The organism is Ruegeria sp. SATB045 (assembly GCF_059613525.1).
Window position 1 is genome coordinate 1 of the sequence record NZ_JBXWSR010000037.1, and the last position, 19,953, is coordinate 19,953.

General features: G+C 53.9%; 16 protein-coding genes. 6 read left to right on the plus strand and 10 right to left on the minus strand.

The window, feature by feature from the left end; translation table 11 throughout:
- Positions 1-273: 273 nt before the first annotated feature.
- Entirely contained in the window at positions 274-1,395 is a 1,122-nt protein-coding gene (locus AC2FNR_RS19665) for an adenylate/guanylate cyclase domain-containing protein (protein WP_496850923.1), read from the plus strand.
- Between the two features lie 115 nt (positions 1,396-1,510).
- Here the strand turns inward: AC2FNR_RS19665 and AC2FNR_RS19670 are convergent, their stop codons facing one another.
- Positions 1,511-1,633 (minus strand): hypothetical protein, encoded by a 123-nt coding sequence (locus AC2FNR_RS19670; protein WP_496850925.1) that lies wholly within the window; start codon positions 1,631-1,633, stop codon positions 1,511-1,513.
- 188 nt (positions 1,634-1,821) lie between these two features.
- On the minus strand, positions 1,822-2,349 hold the full coding sequence (locus AC2FNR_RS19675) for a universal stress protein (RefSeq protein WP_496850927.1): 528 nt from the start codon (positions 2,347-2,349) through the stop codon (positions 1,822-1,824).
- A 345-nt stretch (positions 2,350-2,694) separates the two neighbouring features.
- Between AC2FNR_RS19675 and ftsH the strand changes: the two genes are divergently transcribed.
- From ftsH to AC2FNR_RS19690, 3 genes are all read left to right on the plus strand, one after another.
- A complete protein-coding gene (gene ftsH / locus AC2FNR_RS19680; RefSeq protein WP_496850929.1) occupies positions 2,695-4,608 on the plus strand; it encodes an ATP-dependent zinc metalloprotease FtsH in 1,914 nt (637 codons plus the stop codon).
- Between the two features lie 408 nt (positions 4,609-5,016).
- Positions 5,017-6,561 carry a GH3 family acyl-acid amido synthetase gene (locus AC2FNR_RS19685; RefSeq protein ID WP_496850931.1) on the plus strand — a complete coding sequence of 515 codons (1,545 nt, stop codon included), beginning with the start codon at positions 5,017-5,019 and terminating at the stop codon, positions 6,559-6,561.
- Positions 6,551-7,609 (plus strand): hypothetical protein, encoded by a 1,059-nt coding sequence (locus tag AC2FNR_RS19690; RefSeq protein WP_496850932.1) that lies wholly within the window; start codon positions 6,551-6,553, stop codon positions 7,607-7,609. The genes AC2FNR_RS19685 and AC2FNR_RS19690 overlap by 11 nt, the downstream gene beginning before the upstream one ends.
- A gap of 4 nt (positions 7,610-7,613) precedes the next feature.
- On the opposite strand, the gene AC2FNR_RS19695 is transcribed toward AC2FNR_RS19690, so the two are convergent.
- Positions 7,614-8,396 (minus strand): SDR family NAD(P)-dependent oxidoreductase, encoded by a 783-nt coding sequence (locus AC2FNR_RS19695; protein WP_170603066.1) that lies wholly within the window; start codon positions 8,394-8,396, stop codon positions 7,614-7,616.
- 12 nt (positions 8,397-8,408) lie between these two features.
- Positions 8,409-9,632, minus strand: a complete 1,224-nt coding sequence (locus AC2FNR_RS19700) for an aminotransferase class I/II-fold pyridoxal phosphate-dependent enzyme (RefSeq protein WP_496850934.1) — start codon at positions 9,630-9,632, stop codon at positions 8,409-8,411.
- Between the two features lie 175 nt (positions 9,633-9,807).
- On the opposite strand from AC2FNR_RS19700, the gene AC2FNR_RS19705 reads away from it, so the two are divergent.
- Positions 9,808-11,592, plus strand: a complete 1,785-nt coding sequence (locus AC2FNR_RS19705) for an AMP-dependent synthetase/ligase (protein ID WP_496850936.1) — start codon at positions 9,808-9,810, stop codon at positions 11,590-11,592.
- A 504-nt stretch (positions 11,593-12,096) separates the two neighbouring features.
- Positions 12,097-12,552 carry a thioredoxin family protein gene (locus AC2FNR_RS19710; RefSeq protein ID WP_496851470.1) on the plus strand — a complete coding sequence of 152 codons (456 nt, stop codon included), beginning with the start codon at positions 12,097-12,099 and terminating at the stop codon, positions 12,550-12,552.
- 198 nt (positions 12,553-12,750) lie between these two features.
- On the opposite strand, the gene AC2FNR_RS19715 is transcribed toward AC2FNR_RS19710, so the two are convergent.
- From AC2FNR_RS19715 to acsA, 6 genes are all read right to left on the minus strand, one after another.
- Complete coding sequence (locus AC2FNR_RS19715) at positions 12,751-13,596, minus strand: universal stress protein (protein WP_170666514.1); 846 nt, start codon at positions 13,594-13,596, stop codon at positions 12,751-12,753.
- A 250-nt stretch (positions 13,597-13,846) separates the two neighbouring features.
- Positions 13,847-14,263 (minus strand): Hsp20/alpha crystallin family protein, encoded by a 417-nt coding sequence (locus AC2FNR_RS19720; protein WP_170603058.1) that lies wholly within the window; start codon positions 14,261-14,263, stop codon positions 13,847-13,849.
- Between the two features lie 346 nt (positions 14,264-14,609).
- Positions 14,610-14,858, minus strand: a complete 249-nt coding sequence (locus AC2FNR_RS19725) for an acyl carrier protein (RefSeq protein WP_170418664.1) — start codon at positions 14,856-14,858, stop codon at positions 14,610-14,612.
- Positions 14,855-16,021 carry a dihydrolipoamide acetyltransferase family protein gene (locus tag AC2FNR_RS19730; RefSeq protein ID WP_170418667.1) on the minus strand — a complete coding sequence of 389 codons (1,167 nt, stop codon included), beginning with the start codon at positions 16,019-16,021 and terminating at the stop codon, positions 14,855-14,857. Before AC2FNR_RS19730 ends, AC2FNR_RS19725 begins: the two co-directional genes overlap by 4 nt.
- Before the next feature lies 1 nt (position 16,022).
- Positions 16,023-18,017 carry a pyruvate dehydrogenase (acetyl-transferring) E1 component subunit alpha gene (gene pdhA / locus AC2FNR_RS19735; protein WP_170418670.1) on the minus strand — a complete coding sequence of 665 codons (1,995 nt, stop codon included), beginning with the start codon at positions 18,015-18,017 and terminating at the stop codon, positions 16,023-16,025.
- Complete coding sequence (gene acsA, locus AC2FNR_RS19740; protein ID WP_496850940.1) at positions 18,014-19,753, minus strand: acetate--CoA ligase; 1,740 nt, start codon at positions 19,751-19,753, stop codon at positions 18,014-18,016. Before acsA ends, pdhA begins: the two co-directional genes overlap by 4 nt.
- Positions 19,754-19,953 lie beyond the last annotated feature (200 nt).

The window sequence follows — 19,953 nt, forward strand, 5'->3', positions numbered from 1 at the left end:
TCGCCAGCTCTCCCTCGCCTCGGGAGAAGTGAATCAGCGGTGAAAGCCCAGTTCAAGCAGAGTTTTTCAACACAATCAGCCCGGAGCTGTCGTTCAAGCCGATCGCGGCGAATGGCGGCATCGAGCCCAGAGCGGAAATTGAGAACACTGCGGCCAAGCCACCCGAGAGCAGATCGCATTCCTTCAATCTTCCCTAGCAACACGTTCGATTTGGGGTTTCGTGCTATGGTGATACTGCGAGCAGGAGACGTGGATGTGGATGCGGAGGCTCGAATGGCGGAAAATGCGTCGATCACACCAATTGAGAAGCTGGGTCCAGAGTACGAGGAAGCACTTGCGCTATCCGGACTCATTGACGATGTCGAAGACACCACGCCGCTCGAACCACGTAGATACAGGTACACCGAAGGCGAATCTATCTGCAGTGCCGGCGATCCGGCAGAGTGTCTCTGGATTATCGTTAATGGATCTGTCGCCATTAAATTAAATGGACAAACTCTTTTCGTTCGGCGGCGAAACGAAGTGATCGGAGAACAACACTTGGCCGGCAACGGGTATCAACGTGTCTACGACCTTGTCGCAAACGAGAGTATTGTCGATGTTCTAGTTATTGATCGGACCAACATAGAGAAACACCCAGAAGCGGGTATCATTTGGAGAAACATCGCAAAAATTATCTCGATCAAACTTCGAAGCGCGACTAGGAAGACTGCGTCTCTTAGCCGCCATTTGGCTGACGACACGCGCATTCTACACGCCTACACAAACCAATACGCCTTAAGTCGCCGAATGCAGTCCGGGAGTGAACAACAAGCGGAATATCTCATCGAGCGGGCTATAATTTGGTTTTCCGACGTGGTCGGATTCAGCAGGTTCACTTTGAAGACGCCTCCGGAGCGCGTCGCCGACATCGTTCAGCGGTTCTTTAACGCACAAACGTCCCCCGTCCTCGATCGAGGCGGACACATCGATAAGTTCATCGGTGACGGGTTGATGGCGTTTTGGGTGATGAAGGGCAAAGTCGAAGACGCCTCGTCAATCTGTTCGGATGCTGTTCGTGCCGCTGAACAATCGGTAAAGAACGTCAATGAGATTAGAATAGGGAACGAGCCTTTGACCCTCAGAATTGGACTACATATCGGGCTTGTCGTGAGTGGAGATTTCGGTTCTGCAACTCGACATCAGTTCACGATGATTGGGACAGAGGTCAACAAAGCAGCGCGGCTGGAACAGATCCATTCCGAAGACATACTGGACGGCCATGGTGAGCTTGGAAGCATCCGCGTCAGCCGGGAGTTCTGGAACGAACTCGACACAGTCAGCCGTAAGAAGTTCTCAAAAAAGTTGACGGCACGGGCGAAAAATATCGGAGTAATGGAGCTTTTCACGAACTGATACTGGCGCTGTAGCACACTAGACGGCCCGAAATAGATCAAACGTGCGAACCCCAATGACCGCATCGTCTGCGGGGCAGACGTTGAACTAAATCTGTCGAATTACTAAACTGAGTTCAAGGCGCGCTTCCGCAACGAAAATCGTACAGCATAAGCGGGAGCTTTGGTTCAGAAAGATCGCCGTCAATAACGTGCAAGTCGGTTCGACACGCGCCACATGCCACAACTTTGATAAGCACCTGGTTGGCGGCGGGTTTCGGGGTCGGAACGTTTCTGAGTTCCAGTTTTCAGACGGCATTGCCAAAAACCATTGCTCGCATAGTTTTTTTCCTCTGGATCTCCCTTGTTGCCGACATTGACGCAGCGCATTGCAGAAATTCTGAATGCGTCGGTACCACAGAATAGTATCCGGTTCGTTTGCTTTATTTTAGCGTACGGTAATCACCGTGCAGTCTGCACGCTGATTGACTTTTTGCGAAACGCTGCCTTGAAAGATCCGTTGAACCCGGCCCAAGCCGCGGTGGCCTATAACTATTGTGTCTGCACCGATTTCACTGGCCATTTTTAGGATGCCTTCATCGTAATCCCCAGTGTTTACCCGTGTCGAAACGCTCTTCGCGCCTGCATCCTTCGCGCGTCGCGCCGCTCCATCAACGATTTTCTCGCCAATCACTGTGATGATACGCTCTCTGTCTGCGCGTGACAGGGGGCCCGAAAATACCGCGTCAATATTGGATGGAATGTCGCCCAAATGAAGCTTCACATCGCTTTTGACTTGCTGAACCAAGTGCTCGACCTCAGTCATGCGGCCCAATTCTTCAATGCGAGCGCCATGTTGAAGAACATGGCCAATAGTCATTGGCACATCCAGTCTGAGCGCTAGGTCTGTAGCGAATTCAACGGCACGATCAGCTGTTTCAGAGCCGTCAGTTGCGACCAAGATATTCGAAATCATGGCTTCCCCTCCGTTTTGAAAGGCCAAGACTGACGGGTATCAGAGGAAGATGCATTGATGCAGGTCAATAGACTCAGTGAACTCGAAACTTGCGATTTCCGCCGTTGCCAACCTTTTGACCGAGGTTCGATTGGTGTTGAAGCCTGGAGGTTTGCCGTGAAAAGCGGTTTGTTCAAACGCATGTAACTTCAGCTAAATCTGCAATTGGTTTTGCTAAGATAATGCAAAGTCGACTATTATTTGATTGGGCCTTGATCAAGGATGCATAGTCTGTGTGGTTGGTTGAGGGTCTGAGGTTGTGCTGTCTGCGGACGCAAGTACCAGTCTGTTTGAAAGATTTCGCTTATGCCACAAGAGCCACCTAAAGATCCCGGCAATGGGCCAAAATGGCCAGAGTGGATTTATTATGTTGCGCTTGTTGCCACGATGGGAACTTTAATTGTCGCAAGTTTCTTTGCGCCGCCTACCGATCTGACCGCTACGACGATTTCATATAGCGGCGTGAAAGAGATCATTCGTGCGGGACGGGTTCGTTCAGCAGAATTAAGTGATCACAGCATAACGGTTCGCGCTACCTCTGCAGACGGGGATGGTGAGCAAGCTTTCCGGGCCGTTGTGCCAAGCCAGAGCGACCCAGATTTGTTGGCGCTGCTGGAAGATAACGGTGTTGATGTTACTGCTATTGAACCATCTGGAACCTCGGTCTTCGTCTATCTTATTCCGTGGATATTTATCCTGGCCCTGTATTTCTGGTTTCAAAGACGAATGACGGGCGGGATAGCCGGCGGTCCGGGAGGTATTTCTGGTGGTCTACTAAGCGGTCGTTTCTCAAAACCAAACGAAGCTGGAAGAAAGGTAACCTTCGAAGATGTCGCGGGGCAGGATCAGGCTAAGCGCGAAGTAATAGAGTTAGTAGAGTTTTTACGCGACCCAGAGCGTTTTGCCCGTGTCGGCGCTGAGGTCCCACATGGGGTTTTGCTTGTTGGCCCCCCGGGAACGGGCAAAACGCTTCTGGCCAAAGCCCTTGCCGGCGAGGCCGACGTACCATTCTTTTCGACATCTGGTTCCGAGTTTATTGAGATTTTCGTCGGCGTTGGCGCAGGAAGGGTGCGTAAACTCTTTGAAGAGGCGCGTAAGGCTGCTCCCTCCATTATTTTTATCGATGAGTTGGACAGCGTCGGACGTACTCGTGGAACAGGGCTTGGCGGTGGTCATGATGAACGGGAGCAGACACTGAACCAGATACTTGCCGAGCTTGATGGATTTAGTGGCCGAGAATCTGTTGTTGTGCTGGCGGCGACCAATCGGCCAGATGTGCTGGACCCAGCCTTACTCCGGCCTGGCCGTTTCGACCGTCATGTAACACTGAACTTGCCTGAGAAAGATGCCCGGCGGGCTATTCTTGATATACATGCAAGAAAACTGCCGCTTGAAGATACTGGCGACCTGGGTTGGATCGCAGCAGGAACGCCGGGGTTCTCGGGGGCTGACCTGAAAAACTTGCTTAATGAGGCCGCAATCGGAGCAGCGCGGCGAAGAGCTGATCTGATTTCTCGCAACGACCTTGATGAAGCGCGTGACAAAGTGATGATGGGGACTGTCCGCACTCTTGCGATACGACCCGAAGAAAGGCACCGTCTTGCCGTGCACGAGGCTGGCCACACCGCCGTTTGCTATTTCACGCCAGAAGCTGACCCCTTGTACAAAGTGACGATTATTCCGCGAGGTCACGCGCTTGGGGGGACACACTCATTGCCGGAAGCAGAGCGTCATACCCTTAGTGAAACGTTTCTCAGAGATCAGATTGTTGCTTTGCTTGCGGGGCGAGCGGCAGAGCAACTGTTCCTGGGAACGGTCAGTTCCGGCGCTGACGACGACATCCGAAGGGCTACCGAAACCGCCAGAAGTATGGTGACAAGGTGGGGGATGACCGAAGAACTCGGCCCAATCGACCTGCGGCAAAGCGACGACCACCCATTTCTGGGACGTACAATCGCGCAGCCGACGAACATAGCTGATACAACGGCAGCACAAGTAGACCGGGCGGTTATGAAAATGCTCATTGACGCCGAAGCCAGAGCAATTTCCACTCTCGAAGAGCACAAGCCCGAGGTCGAGACGTTGATTGCAGCGCTTGAAAAAAATGAAACTCTGGACTTCTCTGAAATTCAGGCCTGCCTGGATCCAGAACGTACAATTGAGCAGCCGCAGCAAACTCGGAGTTCGGTGACCAAAATACCGGCGGTTCCGCAGAACTGATACCAAGATTATCAACTACTGTGTTCGCTGGCCACGTAGCAAATGTTCAACTTCTTTGGTTCAGTGCAGACAGCAAAGTCAGGCCAACGGTGCTTGAGCCAAATCAATGTGGCGCGCAACTTGAACAGCTACGGTTCTCAAGTTGGGAGGCCAAAAAGATTTCGATAGAATATGCCGAAATCTGTCAGCGGTAGCGCAGGCCGAGACCAACGTATTCGTGGAAAACGGACATTTTGCTGTACAAGGCGCCGCGCTATGCGAATTTTACAACGGAGAGTCTAGCCGACAGTCAATGGCAAGTGTGAAACACTGGAGAAGTAATCGTTTTCGCAAATTAACCTTGTGAACTGGGCAGCCTAGGCGATGAACAAACCTCAACCGACACGAGCAATTAGCCGATCCAGTCGCATGATCGACTTCAGCCCATTGGCTCGTCGGTACGCGAAGGCTAGGGTTTGGAGTTTGAATCGACAGAACCCCTCTGTTGTTCAATCGACGCTGTTGACTAGGCTTGTTCGCCGCGCGTCTAAAACGAAGTTCGGACAAGCCCATGGCTTTGACCAAATCTCCAAACTCAGAGACTACCAGCAGCGAGTGCCTATCCGCCAATACGCCGAGTTCTGGCAGGAGTGGTGGCAGGCAAGATACCCCGATCTCATCGACCAAACTTGGCCGGGGCGAATTCCGCATTTTGCAATGACCTCCGGGACAACAACGGGTCGCTCCAAATACATTCCATATTCGACCGAGATGCGGCGTTCTGCGGCGCGCGGACTTCTAGATCTTTTGTGTCACCACTTTGTTAATCGACCGGGCAGCAGGGTGCTGGGGGGCTCTGTACTTGGTTTGACCGGCCCAACTGACTTGCAGCACGCCACTCCAGAGGTGGATGTGGGTTCCGTTAGTGCCATCACTGCAGGTGCAATGCCAAACTGGTTTGAGGGTCGAGTGTTGCCAACCCCCGATATTGCCGGGATCGCAGATTGGGAGGAAAAGATCCGCCGTCTGGCACCCCTATCTTTGCAGAGAGATGTGCGTTTTTTGGGGGGTTCACCAAACTGGTTGCTTATCTTTTTGGACGAACTCGCAAAAGATCGGGACACTTCGGGAGTAAAACTAGTCGATTGGTATCCAAACCTAGAGCTTATCGTTCACGGTGGCGTAAATTTCGCTCCGTATCGGCAGCGGTTTGTGGCGCTGATGCAGGGAGGCCACGCAGAAACACGAGAGATGTACTCTGCCAGCGAGGGCGTATTTGCCTACGCCGACCGAGGCGACGGGGAGGGTATGCGCCTGCACCTGAATGGTCATGTGTTTTTTGAGTTTATTCCGGCGGAACAGCTCCATTCCAAAAATCCCGAACGGTACTGGGTTGGAAACATTGAAACCGGAGTTGATTACGCCTTGGCAATTTCAACAGCCGCCGGACTGTGGTCGTATATTGTAGGGGATATTGTGCGCTTCTTGGATCTCTCGCCACCGCGCTTGTTGGTGGTCGGGCGAGTGGAAAACGGGCTGTCCGTCTTCGGTGAACATCTGATCGAAGCGGAAATCGCGGAGGCAGTAGCTGTGGCCGCATCGAACACAGGACTCTCCGTTGTCGACTATAGCGTGGGCGCAGTTTGCGAAGATCAGCGCAATCGCCATCTCTATCTCGTCGAAGTAGAGGGAGAACCTCATCCGAATGCTGCGGAAACGTTCGCTTCAAAAGTCGACAAAGTCTTGTGCAGCCGAAATGAAGATTATTCCGAGTTACGTGCAAGAGGTCTCGCTCTTACAGCACCAGTGGTGAATTTCGTTTCCTCGGGAGGGTTCCTCAGATGGATGAAATCTCGTCGTGGCTTGGGCGGTCAATATAAGGTTCCCAGGATTGTGACAGATGCCAGTTTGTTCGATGACATGCGCAAGGCGATTTTGAGCCAGTCAAACGAAGGTCAAACTCATGACGGTTGAGTTGATTTGGCAAGACCCCAGCTTACTCAGACAGATCACGCGATCGGATGAACCTTCGGCGGCAACCGTTGAATTGCTCGGACATACAGTCTGGGGGAGCCGATCCACGAAATACCGCATTATTGATGTCCCAAATAAGTTGGCTCGGTTGCGTGACCCAAGTTTTTTCGTTTTGTCTGATGCCGGGCAAGAGCTTTGCGTTTTCGTTCTGGATAAGTGTCTGAAATTGTTAGCGGGGAAAAGGTGCCATGGTTTCCACTTTGTAATGGCCTCGACTAGGCCAGATAGACAGCACGAGGGACTTGCAGGGCAGCTGATTGAGCATGTTCGGAATTATTGCATCTCGACCGTCGGGTCACCGGGGTTTGGATTTGCCTATGTCGAAGAAACGACTGAATACTCGCTCCACCTATCGGATCAGATTGGTCATACGGTTGAGGCCAACATACCTCTGGCTCTTTTTTCGCGGTTTTTTCCGCGCAAGGATCCAAAAGTGGGCATGGTCCGTCCCGAGGAAGCGGAACAGGTTTTGGCCGAGTTGGAGCAGGCTTATCAAGACCACGAATTGACCGACTTCCGCTCTTCATTCAAATCGGATGAGTGTTTTGCTGTAAGAGAAGGAGACGCGATAATAGCGCTTGCTCAGGCAGAACTGTTGAGGTGGTCGATCGTCTCGATGCCCGGAATCCAAGGGGCATTTTTTCTTAGGATTCTCCCATATTTGCCTGGGCTAAATAGCGTTTTCTGTTTGCAGGATCTTAGGGTCGTCAGATTTGGAAATTTGGTCGTGAAAGAGGGACAGGAAGCGGTGTTCTTTAAGCTATTGGAAGCCTGCTTGCATCATTACCAAGCCAAGATTGGCCTGATAATGCTTGATGAACGAAGCGGCGTTTTACGTCGCATTCGAGAATGTGGAAAAATGGGCCTCTTATCTCATGCCATGTCAGGCTCAGCTAAATTGAGGATCGACGTAGTCGGAATGGGCGAGGATATGATCGCGAAGTTGCGAAACGGTCCTGTAATGGTGAGTGCTGGCGACGTCTTCTGATCGGTCACTCGCCAACTATCTTGCGTCCCAGCGAACCGGGTATGATCTTGAAGAACAATGCCACAGCCTTATTGAAAAAACCCGGGATACAGATTGGTTGGTTTTTTTCTACGGCGCGTATCGCGGTAGCCGCGACATCATTCGGCTCGCTCCACATCCACTTTGGGATCGTGACGGATTCTACTGTTCCACCTGCTGCGGCCTGAAATCCCGTGCGTGTGAAGCCGGGGCACACAGCGGTAACGTGCACGCCGCTTGGTTTCATTTCCGCCCGCAATGCGATTGAGAATTGAGCAAGGTACGATTTTAAAGGGTAGTACAGTGTTCCTCCTGCGTGAGGTGGAACAAATGCCGCCAGCGAGGATACGTTTATGATCCGCCCTGATCTTTTTTCCTGCATTGCGGGAGCAATAAGATAGCATAGTCGCACTGGAGCCGCGCCCATGACTTCGATGGTTTCTCGATGCCTGTCCCATTCCACCTCACACAGGTTGCCAGGAACGCCGAACCCGGCATTGTTCACAAGGATGTCCACTTGGATGTTTTGCTCAATCAGATAATCGAACAAACTTTGAGGCGTCTCAGGGATAGCAAGGTCTCCAACCCAAACTTGGACGTCTATTCCGTATTTTGATCGCAGTTGTGACGCCAACAATTGTAAGGGATCATTCCGACGTGCGACGATGAGTAAGTTGACGCCTTCGGATGCGTATTCTTCCGCAAATGCCCGCCCAATCCCCGAAGATGCTCCTGTAATGAGCGCCGTTCTGTTGTCTAGCGGTTCCAACGTCACGCGCTCCTAAAGGTTCAGGGTCTCACGCATTTCGGCAAGACAACCCAGCAGGAAGTCAATCTGCTCGCGTTCGTGTTGACAGGTCATTACAAACCTGATGCGAGCCTGGCCGAGCGCAACAGCGGGGTAACGAGCATGTGGTGCGACGATACCGCGATGTCTAAGCAGGCGGGTAACCTCGGCCGCTTTTAGTTCGTCGCCAATCAAGGTTGGGACAATGTGTGCTTCGCTGCCAAGAGTTTCATACCCACGGGATTCCACTTCACGTCTGAAATAAAATGCATTCTCAAGCGCTTTTTCGCGTCTCCAGGGCTCGCGTTCAGCAATGTCGATAGCTTCGGTTACCCCGGCTGCGATGGCTGGCGGCAATGGTGCGGAGAAGATGTATGTCCGTGCAGAAATACGCAAAAAGTCGATTACTTCCTGATCCCCGGAAACATATCCACCGACGCCTCCAAAAGCCTTTGTAAATGTCCCCATTTGCAAGTCCACGTCGGTTGTGGCGACCCCGTGGTGTTCGAGGCTCCCCCGTCCATTGGCCCCGAGCATACCGACCCCGTGTGCATCATCGATCATCAGCATGGCATTGTGCTCGCGAGCCAAATCGGCCATCGCAGGGATTGGAGCTATGTCTCCATCCATGCTGAAAACGCCATCACTTACCATAAGCTTGGAAGGCATTTTCGATTCGCCAATTGCCTTAGCGAGGTATTTCATATTCTTGTGTGGGAACCTGCTGATCTTCGCCTTAGCAAGGCGGACGCCGTCTACGACGCTTGCGTGGTTCAGTTCTTCACTAAACACCTCCCAACCAACGGCGTCATTTTCTCCAAGCTTGTCTTGGCTGGGATGGCCAAGATGGGTTTCGGCCAAAGACTGAAGAAAGTCTACTTTCATAAGCGCAGGGATCACCCCGACGTTAGCCATGTACCCTGCCGCAAAACAGATCGCGTCTTCTTGGCCAACGAATTCGGCGATACGCTGCTCGAGCGCTCTGTGAACATCGATGTTCGCTGCCATCTGTCGTGATCCGCCGGAACCAAGCCCGTAGCGCTCCAGTGCTTTTTGGGCCGCTGCTTTGACGTCTGGGTGGTTGGAAAGGCCTAGTAGGTTGTTGGAGCAAAATAGCAGATGATCTCGACCGTCGACCCATATCACAGGCTCGGTCGTCGCGCTGTTTACGATAGGATTGTTTGGGTACAGCCCTGAGTTTTGCACGAGTTTCGTCAAGGACATTATTCGTGTAGCTGGTGAAGAAGTAGTTCCTGCCATAAGTCGAACCTTTCTTTCCAAGCTTCGAATTGTCGAGCCGTTCAAGGCGCACTCCGACAGGTTAACCCGCCAAACGTTGAATGAAATTGATATGAATCATGGAGGTTTTGAACGCGATCTCGGAAAATTAAACATGCTTGAGAAATTGCCAACCAGCGGGGTGGATGTAGCGCTGTGCCAGACGATTCCCGAAGCATTCGAAGCAAGGGTCAACGATACGCCTGATAGCCCCGCCTATATTCAATTCGTGAACGGTGCCTGGCAGACACTGACTTGGCGCATGGTGAATGAGCGGGTTGTCAAACGCCGCGCTGCCTTCGCGCAAGCTGATTTGCGCGCCGGGGATAGGATCGGGATTTTCTTACCGAACTGTGTCGATTGGATAGTCACTGATCTGGCGGCCATGTGCGAGGGGTTGGTAACTGTTCCGGTCTACACGCGGGATAGTGTTGCCAATATTTGCCACGTTCTGCGCGACAGCGGTGCAGTTTTATGTGTGACCGACAGTATCGATAGATGGGAAGATTTGGGGTCTGAACGTAAGTCCTTGACCGTATTGAAACAAGTTTGGCTGGTCAGTGGGGAAGGGCCGAATAAAGGTCGAGCGATGGTTTGCCCCGACATAGAGATCGGAAGTTACAAAGAAGATCGAGGTGAATTTGGTTCGCCAGATGATTTGGCGACACTTATTTACACCTCCGGCACTACGGGGCCTCCTAAGGGTGTGATGCTAACTTACAAAGCGCTCCTCTGGAACGCGGCGACTGTGGGCGAAATCAATCCAATTTCCGAAAAGGACTTATTCCTGTCCGTCCTTCCTTTGGCCCACGCATTCGAGAGAACCCTGGGCTATATCTGTCCCATGCTAGCGAACAGCCCGGTGGCTTTCGCGCGCTCCATTCAAGACTTGGCTGAAGACATGCGGGCTCTGCGTCCGACCGTCATGCTTGCGGTGCCGAGACTCTTCGAGAGAGTCCATGATAAAGTGATTTCGGAAGCAGAAGGTTCGGTAATAGCCAGCAGGCTGTTAGCTTGGACAGAGGCAATCGGCTGGCGCCGTCGGCAAGTTGTTGAAAATAAACTGCCGCCTCCTTCTATTGTGGCTAACCTTTATTGGACCCTGATCGGTAGACGTGTCAGCAGGCGTGTGCACGAAGCTTTCGGGGGGCAAATTAGAATGCTGGTTTGCGGTGGTGCGCCTTTGTCCGCAGATACGTCTAGGTTTTTCGCAGCAATGGAAATCCCGCTGCTTCAGGGGTACGGACTCACAGAGGCTGGACCTGCAGTAACCGGGTCGACAATTGATGATCGTCGCTGTGACAGCGTCGGCTTCACGCTTCCGGGCAGCGAACTAAAAATAGGTGATCGGCAAGAACTGTTGATCCACTCACCGAGCGCTATGATCGGCTACTGGAATAACCCAGACGCGACAAACGATGCCTTCGATCAAGATCATTGGCTTCGTACAGGCGATGCGGCCGAGATAATCGATGAGCGTGTTTATATAAGGGGAAGAATAAAGGACATCCTCGTGCTATCGACCGGGGAAAACGTCAATCCAACGCCTATAGAAGCAGCTCTGGCTGCCGATCCTCTGATCGAACAGGTCTGTGTGTTGGGTGATAGCAAGCCATGGTGCTCGGCGGTTGTCGTTGTAAATGCACCGAAATTCCAAGCTTGGTGCGAAAAGACGGATGTTTCTTTAGCTAACCCAGTGTCCGAAGAAGTTCGACGGAATCTGGTTGAACATCTAACAAATAGATTGGAAGATATCCCGCCCTTTGCCCGCATCCGCGACATTGTCATCGAGACTGAACCATGGGGTCTAGAAAACGGTCTAATCACGCCGACACTAAAGCCTAAGCGAGCTAGAGTTCTAGCAAAGTATGAGAAAGCACTCTCAGATCTTTACCGCTGAATACATATTTCTTGTTGCGCCTAACCACCATTGGCGCACGCGCAATGCAGGGTCTTTTTATGTGCCAGCGGGTGACAAATACGAAAACGGTGTGAACTTTCAAACGAATCCAATCCTTGGTCATCTGCCCCACATCAAGGAGTTGGACGGGTTTCGAATGCTAAGATTGGCTTGTTAAGTGGTTAAGCTGTTTTTCGCTTTTTTCTGCCCGCTCCAATAGCCGTTTCCGAAGTCAACGAAAACAAGTGGAGTTGGCACCCCTATTCCCGCAACATTCTCCCGCGAGAGGATATGCCGATTATTGTCGACCTTTTGGACAATGAAATGAGTGAATTCGATAGAGGCAATGGTGAGCCAATCCTAATGCCCACTAAGCTGATCGCGATCGCAAATTACCTTGAGGCACTGCAGGATCCCACTCCAAAGTCTTTTCTTCCCTGAAGAAATTTGGAGCTGAGCGAAAGGCTAATTATTGATGAACAGAAGGATAAGGGGGATTGGCATATGAGTTTGAAGCTTGCTTGTCTCGCCTGTGGTCAGGGAAATAGGGTTCCGGAAGGCCGTCTGCGCGCTTCTCCTAAATGTGGAAAATGTGGTGCCCTGCTCGTGCCCCGGGCTCCCATCGATGTCTCTCTCGACGTTTTACAGAGGGCGGAACGTGTCGACGACGTTCTATTGATTGTGGACTTTTGGGCCGCATGGTGTGGGCCTTGCCGCATGATGGCGCCAGAGTTCGCCAAGGCCGCTCAGGCGCTCAAAGGTCGCGCGCGCCTCGCCAAGCTCGATACTGAGGCATTTCCGACGGCGGGAGCCCGGTATGGCATCCGTGGCATTCCACTTCTGATTGCCTTCCAAGGTGGCAAAGAAATCGGACGGCGGACTGGCGTGATATCCGCAAGCGACATAGCAGACTGGGTCGGCACAAGCACTGGCACGACACTTGATGGACATGCGGAATGAGCGATGATCCTTGCTAGGTTTTGTCAGAAGCACTTGGCTTGATGCGGAGCAGGGGGCTTTCGTGGCCTCAGCTTATGAATAAAAGATCGCCATTAAAGTACTACAAAACCAACCCCGAGATCATTCGTCTGGCCGTTAACCAGCAGGTTTGTCCGCAGAGTGCTCGTTCAAAAAAAAGCGGATCCCGCTGGGGGTTTCTCAGTGGGCGAGGAAGACCGGTAACTTGGTCTGTTCGACCATCGACCGGGTCGTTCCGCCCAAAACAGTCTGGATCATCCGGGCCTGACCGTACGCTCCCATCACGATCAGATCTGAGCCGGCTTCCGCCGCGCGGTCCTGAATAACATCGGCGACGGAGCGTCCACCGCTGGGATACTGTGACAAGGTTACCAAGCATCCATGATGGCTGAGCCATGTGGCCACATCGGTTCCGGGATCCTGCCCGTCACGGTTAACCGTGGTCACAGGGTCGATACATCCTATAATCACCTCGCGCGCGTCCAGCAGATGCGGTAGGGCGGCGTGAACTGCTGCAGACGCGGCCTCGCTGCTGTCCCAGGCGACAAATATGCATTCGGAATTTCGTGCTAGGTTGGCATTGATCCGAATTCCGATCGGTGAGTGGAACAAAACGCCGGATGCCGCTTCGGTCATCAGATCGCGGGTCTCCCGCAGACTTTGAGAAAAGATCGCCTCATCGCTGACACGGGCAAAACGCGCAACGACATGTTTGGTATCCATGCTTGCAGTAAGGACAGCCTCAACCTCCCCCGACGCATTTCTCTGTGCGAGCAGCTGTTCAATGATATCACACCTGAATTTGAGATTTGCTTGCGTGGAGGCTAGGGTCTCCTTCCAATCGTCCGGAATATTCAGCCCGCCATATGGCGGAACCGAGTAGGAATATGCAGGCAAGGCTGGGGCCATATCAAGCATAAGACAAAGCAAATGATGGTCCTCTCTTGCGGCCATTTCCGCAACCTTGCCGATCTCGTGGTCCTCGGTTTTAACATTCATAACAAAAAGTATGGTTCGGCGTTCCATAGGGGTCTCCGTTGAAGTTTGGCGCCAGTCGGAGGCCTTCAACTGTATCATGAATTGTATTTCGGCCACACGTCTTTCGCCGTCGTATAGAATTCTAACCTTTCAATTCTCCCATGCATTTTGGGAGAGAGGCGCTGACACGGAAAGCGGCAACATCGTCCGCGTTGTGGTCAAGGCCATATTTTCTTCCAGCGGCTGCTAGCTCACGAAGCAGCCGTCCCACTGAGTGTAACGTTCAAGTTGTATCGCCCTAGGATCTGCGGATCTGCACCTTGGTATCTTCCGACTTTGCCGGTGCGACCTTAGGAATAGTGATGGTCAGCACTCCATCCTTTAAGTGTGCATCGACACTGCCGGCATCCGCGTCCGGCGGCAGCCGAAAAGACCGACTGAAAGAGCCATACTGCCTCTCAGAGAAGAACCATGTCTCACCTTTCTCTTCGCGTTCGGTCTGCTTTTCGCCCTTCAGCGTTACAACACCGTCATGAACACTCAAGTCGATGTCTCCTTCAGCCACCCCTGGCAGTTCGACGCTTATACGGTAAGTGTCTTCCGATCCTGAGGCCTCTGATGCGGGGGCCAACCATTCGGATACACGCGTCCCCGCCTGCCGAAGAGGTTCATAAAGCGAAGGCCAGAAGCCACTGGTGTGAGATTTCTCAACCATTATTAGGTTCTCCTCTTTGATAGGTTGGAGAGATGTTGAGCTGGCCGCCGTTCCCCGTCCTTGATACGGATCAAAAGGGCTTGGCTGCAATGTCCGCGGAGCAGTCGTTCACACCGAGTGCAGCGAAGGTTCGCTTCTGAGCCCAAAGCAGACTTTAACGCAGTTACAGCAGTTGGCATTACGGCCGTCGGACCTTCACTATGTGGGAGGAATAATCACATCGCTCACTGCCTCGACATTCACCTTGGAAAAGCACTAAATTTAGAGAGAAGTGAATGCGCATCCCACATCAGAATTTGCCGTGTCGACGATTTCCGCTTTGCTTCAACGTAATTGGCGTTTTGAATCATTGCCCGCGTCTAGAAGAGAAGTACTTAAGCGCCTTGGTTGGCGTTTCGATCTGGGCATAGTCGGTCTCAGGTATCGACACGCCTAAGCGTGCGTGCAGGGCTGTCACAAGGTTCAAAATATCCATCGAGTCGAGCTCCAGATCATCTTGCAGATGGTCATCATCAGACACATCCGCCGGTTTTATGTCCGGCGCGATTTTGTGGATTTCCTCCAGAAAGGCCTGTCTAATCTCACTGTCGTTCATAGTTCCTCCGGTCTCGAAAGCTTTTCGGCCAACACTGTAAGGAATTTTGAGGCCTTCCTGCCGTCGCAGACGCGGTGGTCTGCAGAGAGCACAAAGTTCGTGACCTCACGGGGGGCAACTTTCTCCCCATCCACCCAAGGGCGGATTTGTGGGGCGCCGACCGCCAAGAGGGCAACCTGAGGAGGGAAGATCACTCCCGTCATACTGTCGGCACCACTCTCACCAAGGCTGGAAATTGTGAACGTTCCGCTGGTCAGTTCTGAACTACGCAATCGTCCGGATCGAGCACGGGTCACCAGATCACGCACCCCTTCCATGACCTCCTCAAGGGACATACGGTCTGCGTTGAAGAGCGCTGGGGCGACCAGTCCGCCGCCACGGAGGGCGATGGCGACTCCTGTATTGATCTTGTTACAGGGGACAAATGCTCCATTCACAACATGACCGTTCAGCGATTTGACGGCCTGCGCTGCGAGGGCGGCGGCCTTCACGATGGCCGCGCCGAGCAATATCCGTTCTGCCGGGGGCCGGTCCTTGTTGCGTGCGGCCAGCCATTCAGACAGGCCCTGAGTTTCAATCGTGTGTGAGACGTAGAAATGTGGAATTTCCTGCTTTGCGCGCGTCATCGCTGCGGCAACCGCCTTGCGCATTTCGGATAGGCCGTCCGTGGCTTGTTTGGAACTGGCCGCGTTTTTCGCGAAGATCTCAACATCGGCCAAAACAACTGCCCCATCCGGGCCGCTGCCTCGGAGTTCAGACAGCTTGAGGCCAGCATGCCGTGCTGCAACGCGGGCCGCCGGGCTGGCTGCCATAACCGCCGCCGGTCTGGGTGGCGTGGCCGAGACCTTTTGTGCATCAGGGCCATGAGATGGGATGCCTGGAAGCGCAGTGTCGGACGGGTCTGGCAAAACCGCTGGTGCTTCCGGCGCGTCCTCTCCTATACGGGCTAGCGGCTCTCCCACGGGAACGGTTTGACCGACTTGCGCCAGTAATTCTGAGACGCCCCCGGCTTCAAAGCTCTCGATTTCTATGGCGCCTTTCTGTGTCTCTACCACGGCGACGACATCCCCCCGGTGCACCTCGTCCCCTGGCTGAATCAGCCACTCGACCAACGTACCGGCCTCCATATCTGCACCTAGCGAGGGCATCCGAAAAATACTCATGTCAGCTTTGCCCCATCACACTCTTGGCCGCCGCGACAATCGCAGGAACCTGTGGTATCGAGGCGTCTTCCATATGTTTCGGGTAAGGGATCGGAACTTCTTCCGAACACACCCTTTCAACTGGGGCATCGAGCGTCCAAAAGACCTGTTCGGTGATCCGGGCCGAGATTTCAGCTGCCAGCGAGCCGCTGCGCCATCCTTCGTCAACAATGACGGCGCGGCGCGTCCGGGCAACCGATCCCATGATTGTTTCGTCGTCAAGCGGACGTAGCGAGCGCAGGTCGATGACTTCAGCGCCAATCCCTTCTAAGGCTAGCGAATTTGCCGCCTCTAATGTCTTGTGGAGCGACCCGCCATAGGTAATCAGCGTCAGGTCTTTGCCCGGCCTGCGAATAGCCGCGCGGGAAATGTCGACAGGGCCTGCGCCCGAGTCAATTTGACCGCTCAGATTGTAGAGCATAACATTTTCGAAGATAAGGACTGGATCGGGATCCTGCAGAGCGGTCCAAAGCATGCCGCGCGCATCTCCCAGCGTCGCAGGCGCGAGGACTTTAAGTCCCGGAATATGGGCGTACCATCCTTCAAGGCTATGGGAATGCTGGGCCGCGAGTTGCTTGCCCGCCCCGGTTGCCATACGGATGACCATCGGTACGCCGAACTGCCCTCCGGACATGTGCCGGAGGGTGGCTGCGGTGTTCAAAATCTGGTCGAGGGCCAAAAGGCTGAAGTTGACGGTCATCAGTTCAACTACGGGGCGCATCCCGGCACATGCAGCCCCGATCCCAGCCCCGGTGAAGCCTGACTCGGAGAGCGGCGTGTCACGCACCCTGTCCGCGCCGAATTTGTCCATCAGACCTTTGGAGACGGCATAGCATCCGCCATATGCACCGACGTCCTCGCCCATCAGGAAGACACGGGGGTCGCGAGCCATGGCGTCGGAAATCGCGGCCCTAATGGCTTCACGATAGGTGGTCTCGACCAGCTCACCGGTAGGGGAAGAGGCCTCAACAGTTGTCGCGGATGGCGCCATTACGTCCTTAGTTAACGACGACACAGGCTCCCAGGTGCCGGCCTCGGAAAAAGCGACGGCTTCGTCGATTTCAGCATCAGCTTGCTTTTCGAACTCCCGGATTTCTTCTTCGTGGATCAGCCCATTTTCTAAGAGCCATGACTGGAATCGCAGAATTGGCCCCTTATTACGCCATTCCTCAACTTCGTCCTTTGGTCGGTAAAGTTGGGCATCAAACATCGAATGCGCCCGGAAACGGTAAGTTCTACATTCAAGAAAGATTGGCTTTCCCGTTTCGCGGATTTCCTGCAGCGCCTGTGTTGCGGCCACTTCGACCGCGACAATGTCCATACCATCGACCACACGCGCCTCGAGCCCATAGGCGGCGGCCTTGCGGCTGACATCGGTCTCAGACTCGGAGCGCGCCAGAGCCGTTCCCATTGCGTAGCCATTGTTTTCGCAAACAAAAAGAACAGGTAGCCGCCACAGTGCCGCGAGGTTAAGAGTCTCGTGAAACTCGCCCTCGGCCACGGCGCCTTCGCCAAAGAAGCAGGCCGTCACGCCTGTGTCGCCGCGCATCCGTTCGGCTAGAGCCAGCCCCGCAGCCAAAGGGAGACCGCCACCGACAATGGCATTGCCGCCATAGAAGTTCGTGGCGGCGTCAAACAGGTGCATCGAACCTCCGCGTCCGCCCGAGCAGCCTTCGGTCTTGCCATACATCTCGGCCATGACCGAGGACATTGAGACGCCGCGCATCAGCGCATGTCCGTGCTCTCGGTACGTGGCGACGACGCGATCTTTGTCCGACAAGAGCGGGATAATCCCAGCGGCAATCGCTTCCTCTCCATCATAGAGGTGCAGGAAGCCGCGAATTTTTTCCTGAGTGTATAGCTCCGCACATTTGTCTTCGAAACGTCGGATACGGATCATGTCACTCAGCAAGCGTTTCACATGGTCGCGGTCCAGTCTTGGTTTGCCTGTGGTCATTTCTCGTCCGTCTCCAATGTAGAGATGTCACCTTCTGGCAGACCAAGTTCGCGCGCCTTCAAAAGGCGGCGCATGATCTTGCCAGAGCGGGTCTTGGGCAGGGCATTTCGGAAAACGATCTCGCGGGGGGCCACAGCCGCTCCAAGCCGTTTGCGGGCAAGGCCGCGAATGTCGCGCTCTAGCTCCTCATCCTCGGTTTGGCCGGGATTCAGGGTCACGAAGGCTTTGACGATTTCGCCCGCAGTCTCGTCTGGAATACCAATCACAGCGGCCTCGGCGATGGCTTCATGCTCAATCAGCGCACTTTCAACCTCGAAGGGGCCGACCAGATGGCCCGACGTTTTGATTAGGTCATCGGCTCGACCGACGAACCAGAAATACCCATCACTGTCCCGCATCGCGAGATCGCCTGACAAGTACCAGCCATCATTAAAGCATTTTTCGTACCGCGCCTGTTCGTGAAGATAGTCCCGCATCATCGAGGGCCAACCCGGTCGCAGAGCAAGCTCTCCGATCTCGCCATCCGGTAATTCTCGCAAGCCCCCGTTGTCTGGTTCCACAATGCCGACAACAACGCCAGGCAGGGGTCTGCCCATCGATCCAGGCTTGATGTCATGCGCTCTAGTATTGGCAATCATGATGCCGCCGGTTTCTGTCTGCCACCAATTGTCGTGGAACGGTCGACCGAATACCTCGTTGGACCAGACCACGGCTTCTGCGTTCAGAGGCTCACCGACGCTTGCAAGAAACTGCAGAGCGCTGAAGTCGTACCCGCGTGCGGCCTCACTGCCAGCGCGCATCATCATGCGGATGGCTGTTGGGGCTGAATACCAGACCTCAACGCGTTCCCTTTCAACGATCCCATACCAGCGTTCGAGATTGAACTCTGCCTCGTCCACAATCATCGTCACGCGGTTCACCAGTGGTGAGATAATTCCGTAGGTCGTTCCGGTGACCCAGCCCGGGTCAGCGGTGCACCAGTAGGTCACGCCGGGCTGCAGTTCGAGCGCGTAACGACCGGAGAGCGCGTGGTGCTGAACTGCGCCATGCACGTGAACCGCACCTTTTGGCCTCCCGGTGGTACCCGAGGTAAAATGAATCAATGCCGGGTCTTCCGTCTGTGTATGGACCGCCAGAAATTCTGTCGAGGCCTCTTGCAATGCCGGGGCCAGTGCGACGCAATCATCAGGAGCTTCGTCGCCAACGATGAGGACCAGACGCAGCGACGTCATTTCCTGACGCCACGATGCGATTTTGCGTTTGTAGAGTGACTTAGTCGTGACCAGAACATTGGCATCGCCGATTTCCATCCTGGTTCTCAGGGGTTCTGGCCCAAAGGCGGCAAAGAGTGGCGTAAAGACCATCCCGGCCTTTAAAGTGCCAAGGGCTGCAGCATAAAGCTCAGGCCGGCGCCCCATCGCGACAAAGACGCGGTCTCCTTTTTGTTGTCCGTGGTCATAGAGCAGATTTGCAAATCGCGACGACATGGCTGCGAGATCGCCATAGCTGAGCGTTTGCTGCGCTCCGTCCTTGGATAGCCATATCAGGGCAGTATGGTCTCCATGCCCCTGAGCTACGTGGCGATCGACAGCTTCAAACCCGATGTTGATCGAGCCATCTGGCAAACCTGTGAGAAGTTCGCGGCCAAGGTCGTGTGTCGCCTGCTCTAGGGCATCCGAGGTTGGTTGCCAACACGCAGCGGCGCGCTCTTCGGGTGATTTCCGGATGGTGCTCATAGCTACATCCTCCCACAGAAAGTCTGGCGGGGAGATCTGGGGGAAGACAATGACTCAAATCAAAGCGCGCAATATGGACTCATCTAACACGGTCTTTAACGTTTCGGGCAAGGTCAGTGCGCGCGCGATTATGTACGTACCATGGTTTGTTAGGACTACATCAGGTCCTTATGGCCTTTTACATCTTCAATGATAGACTT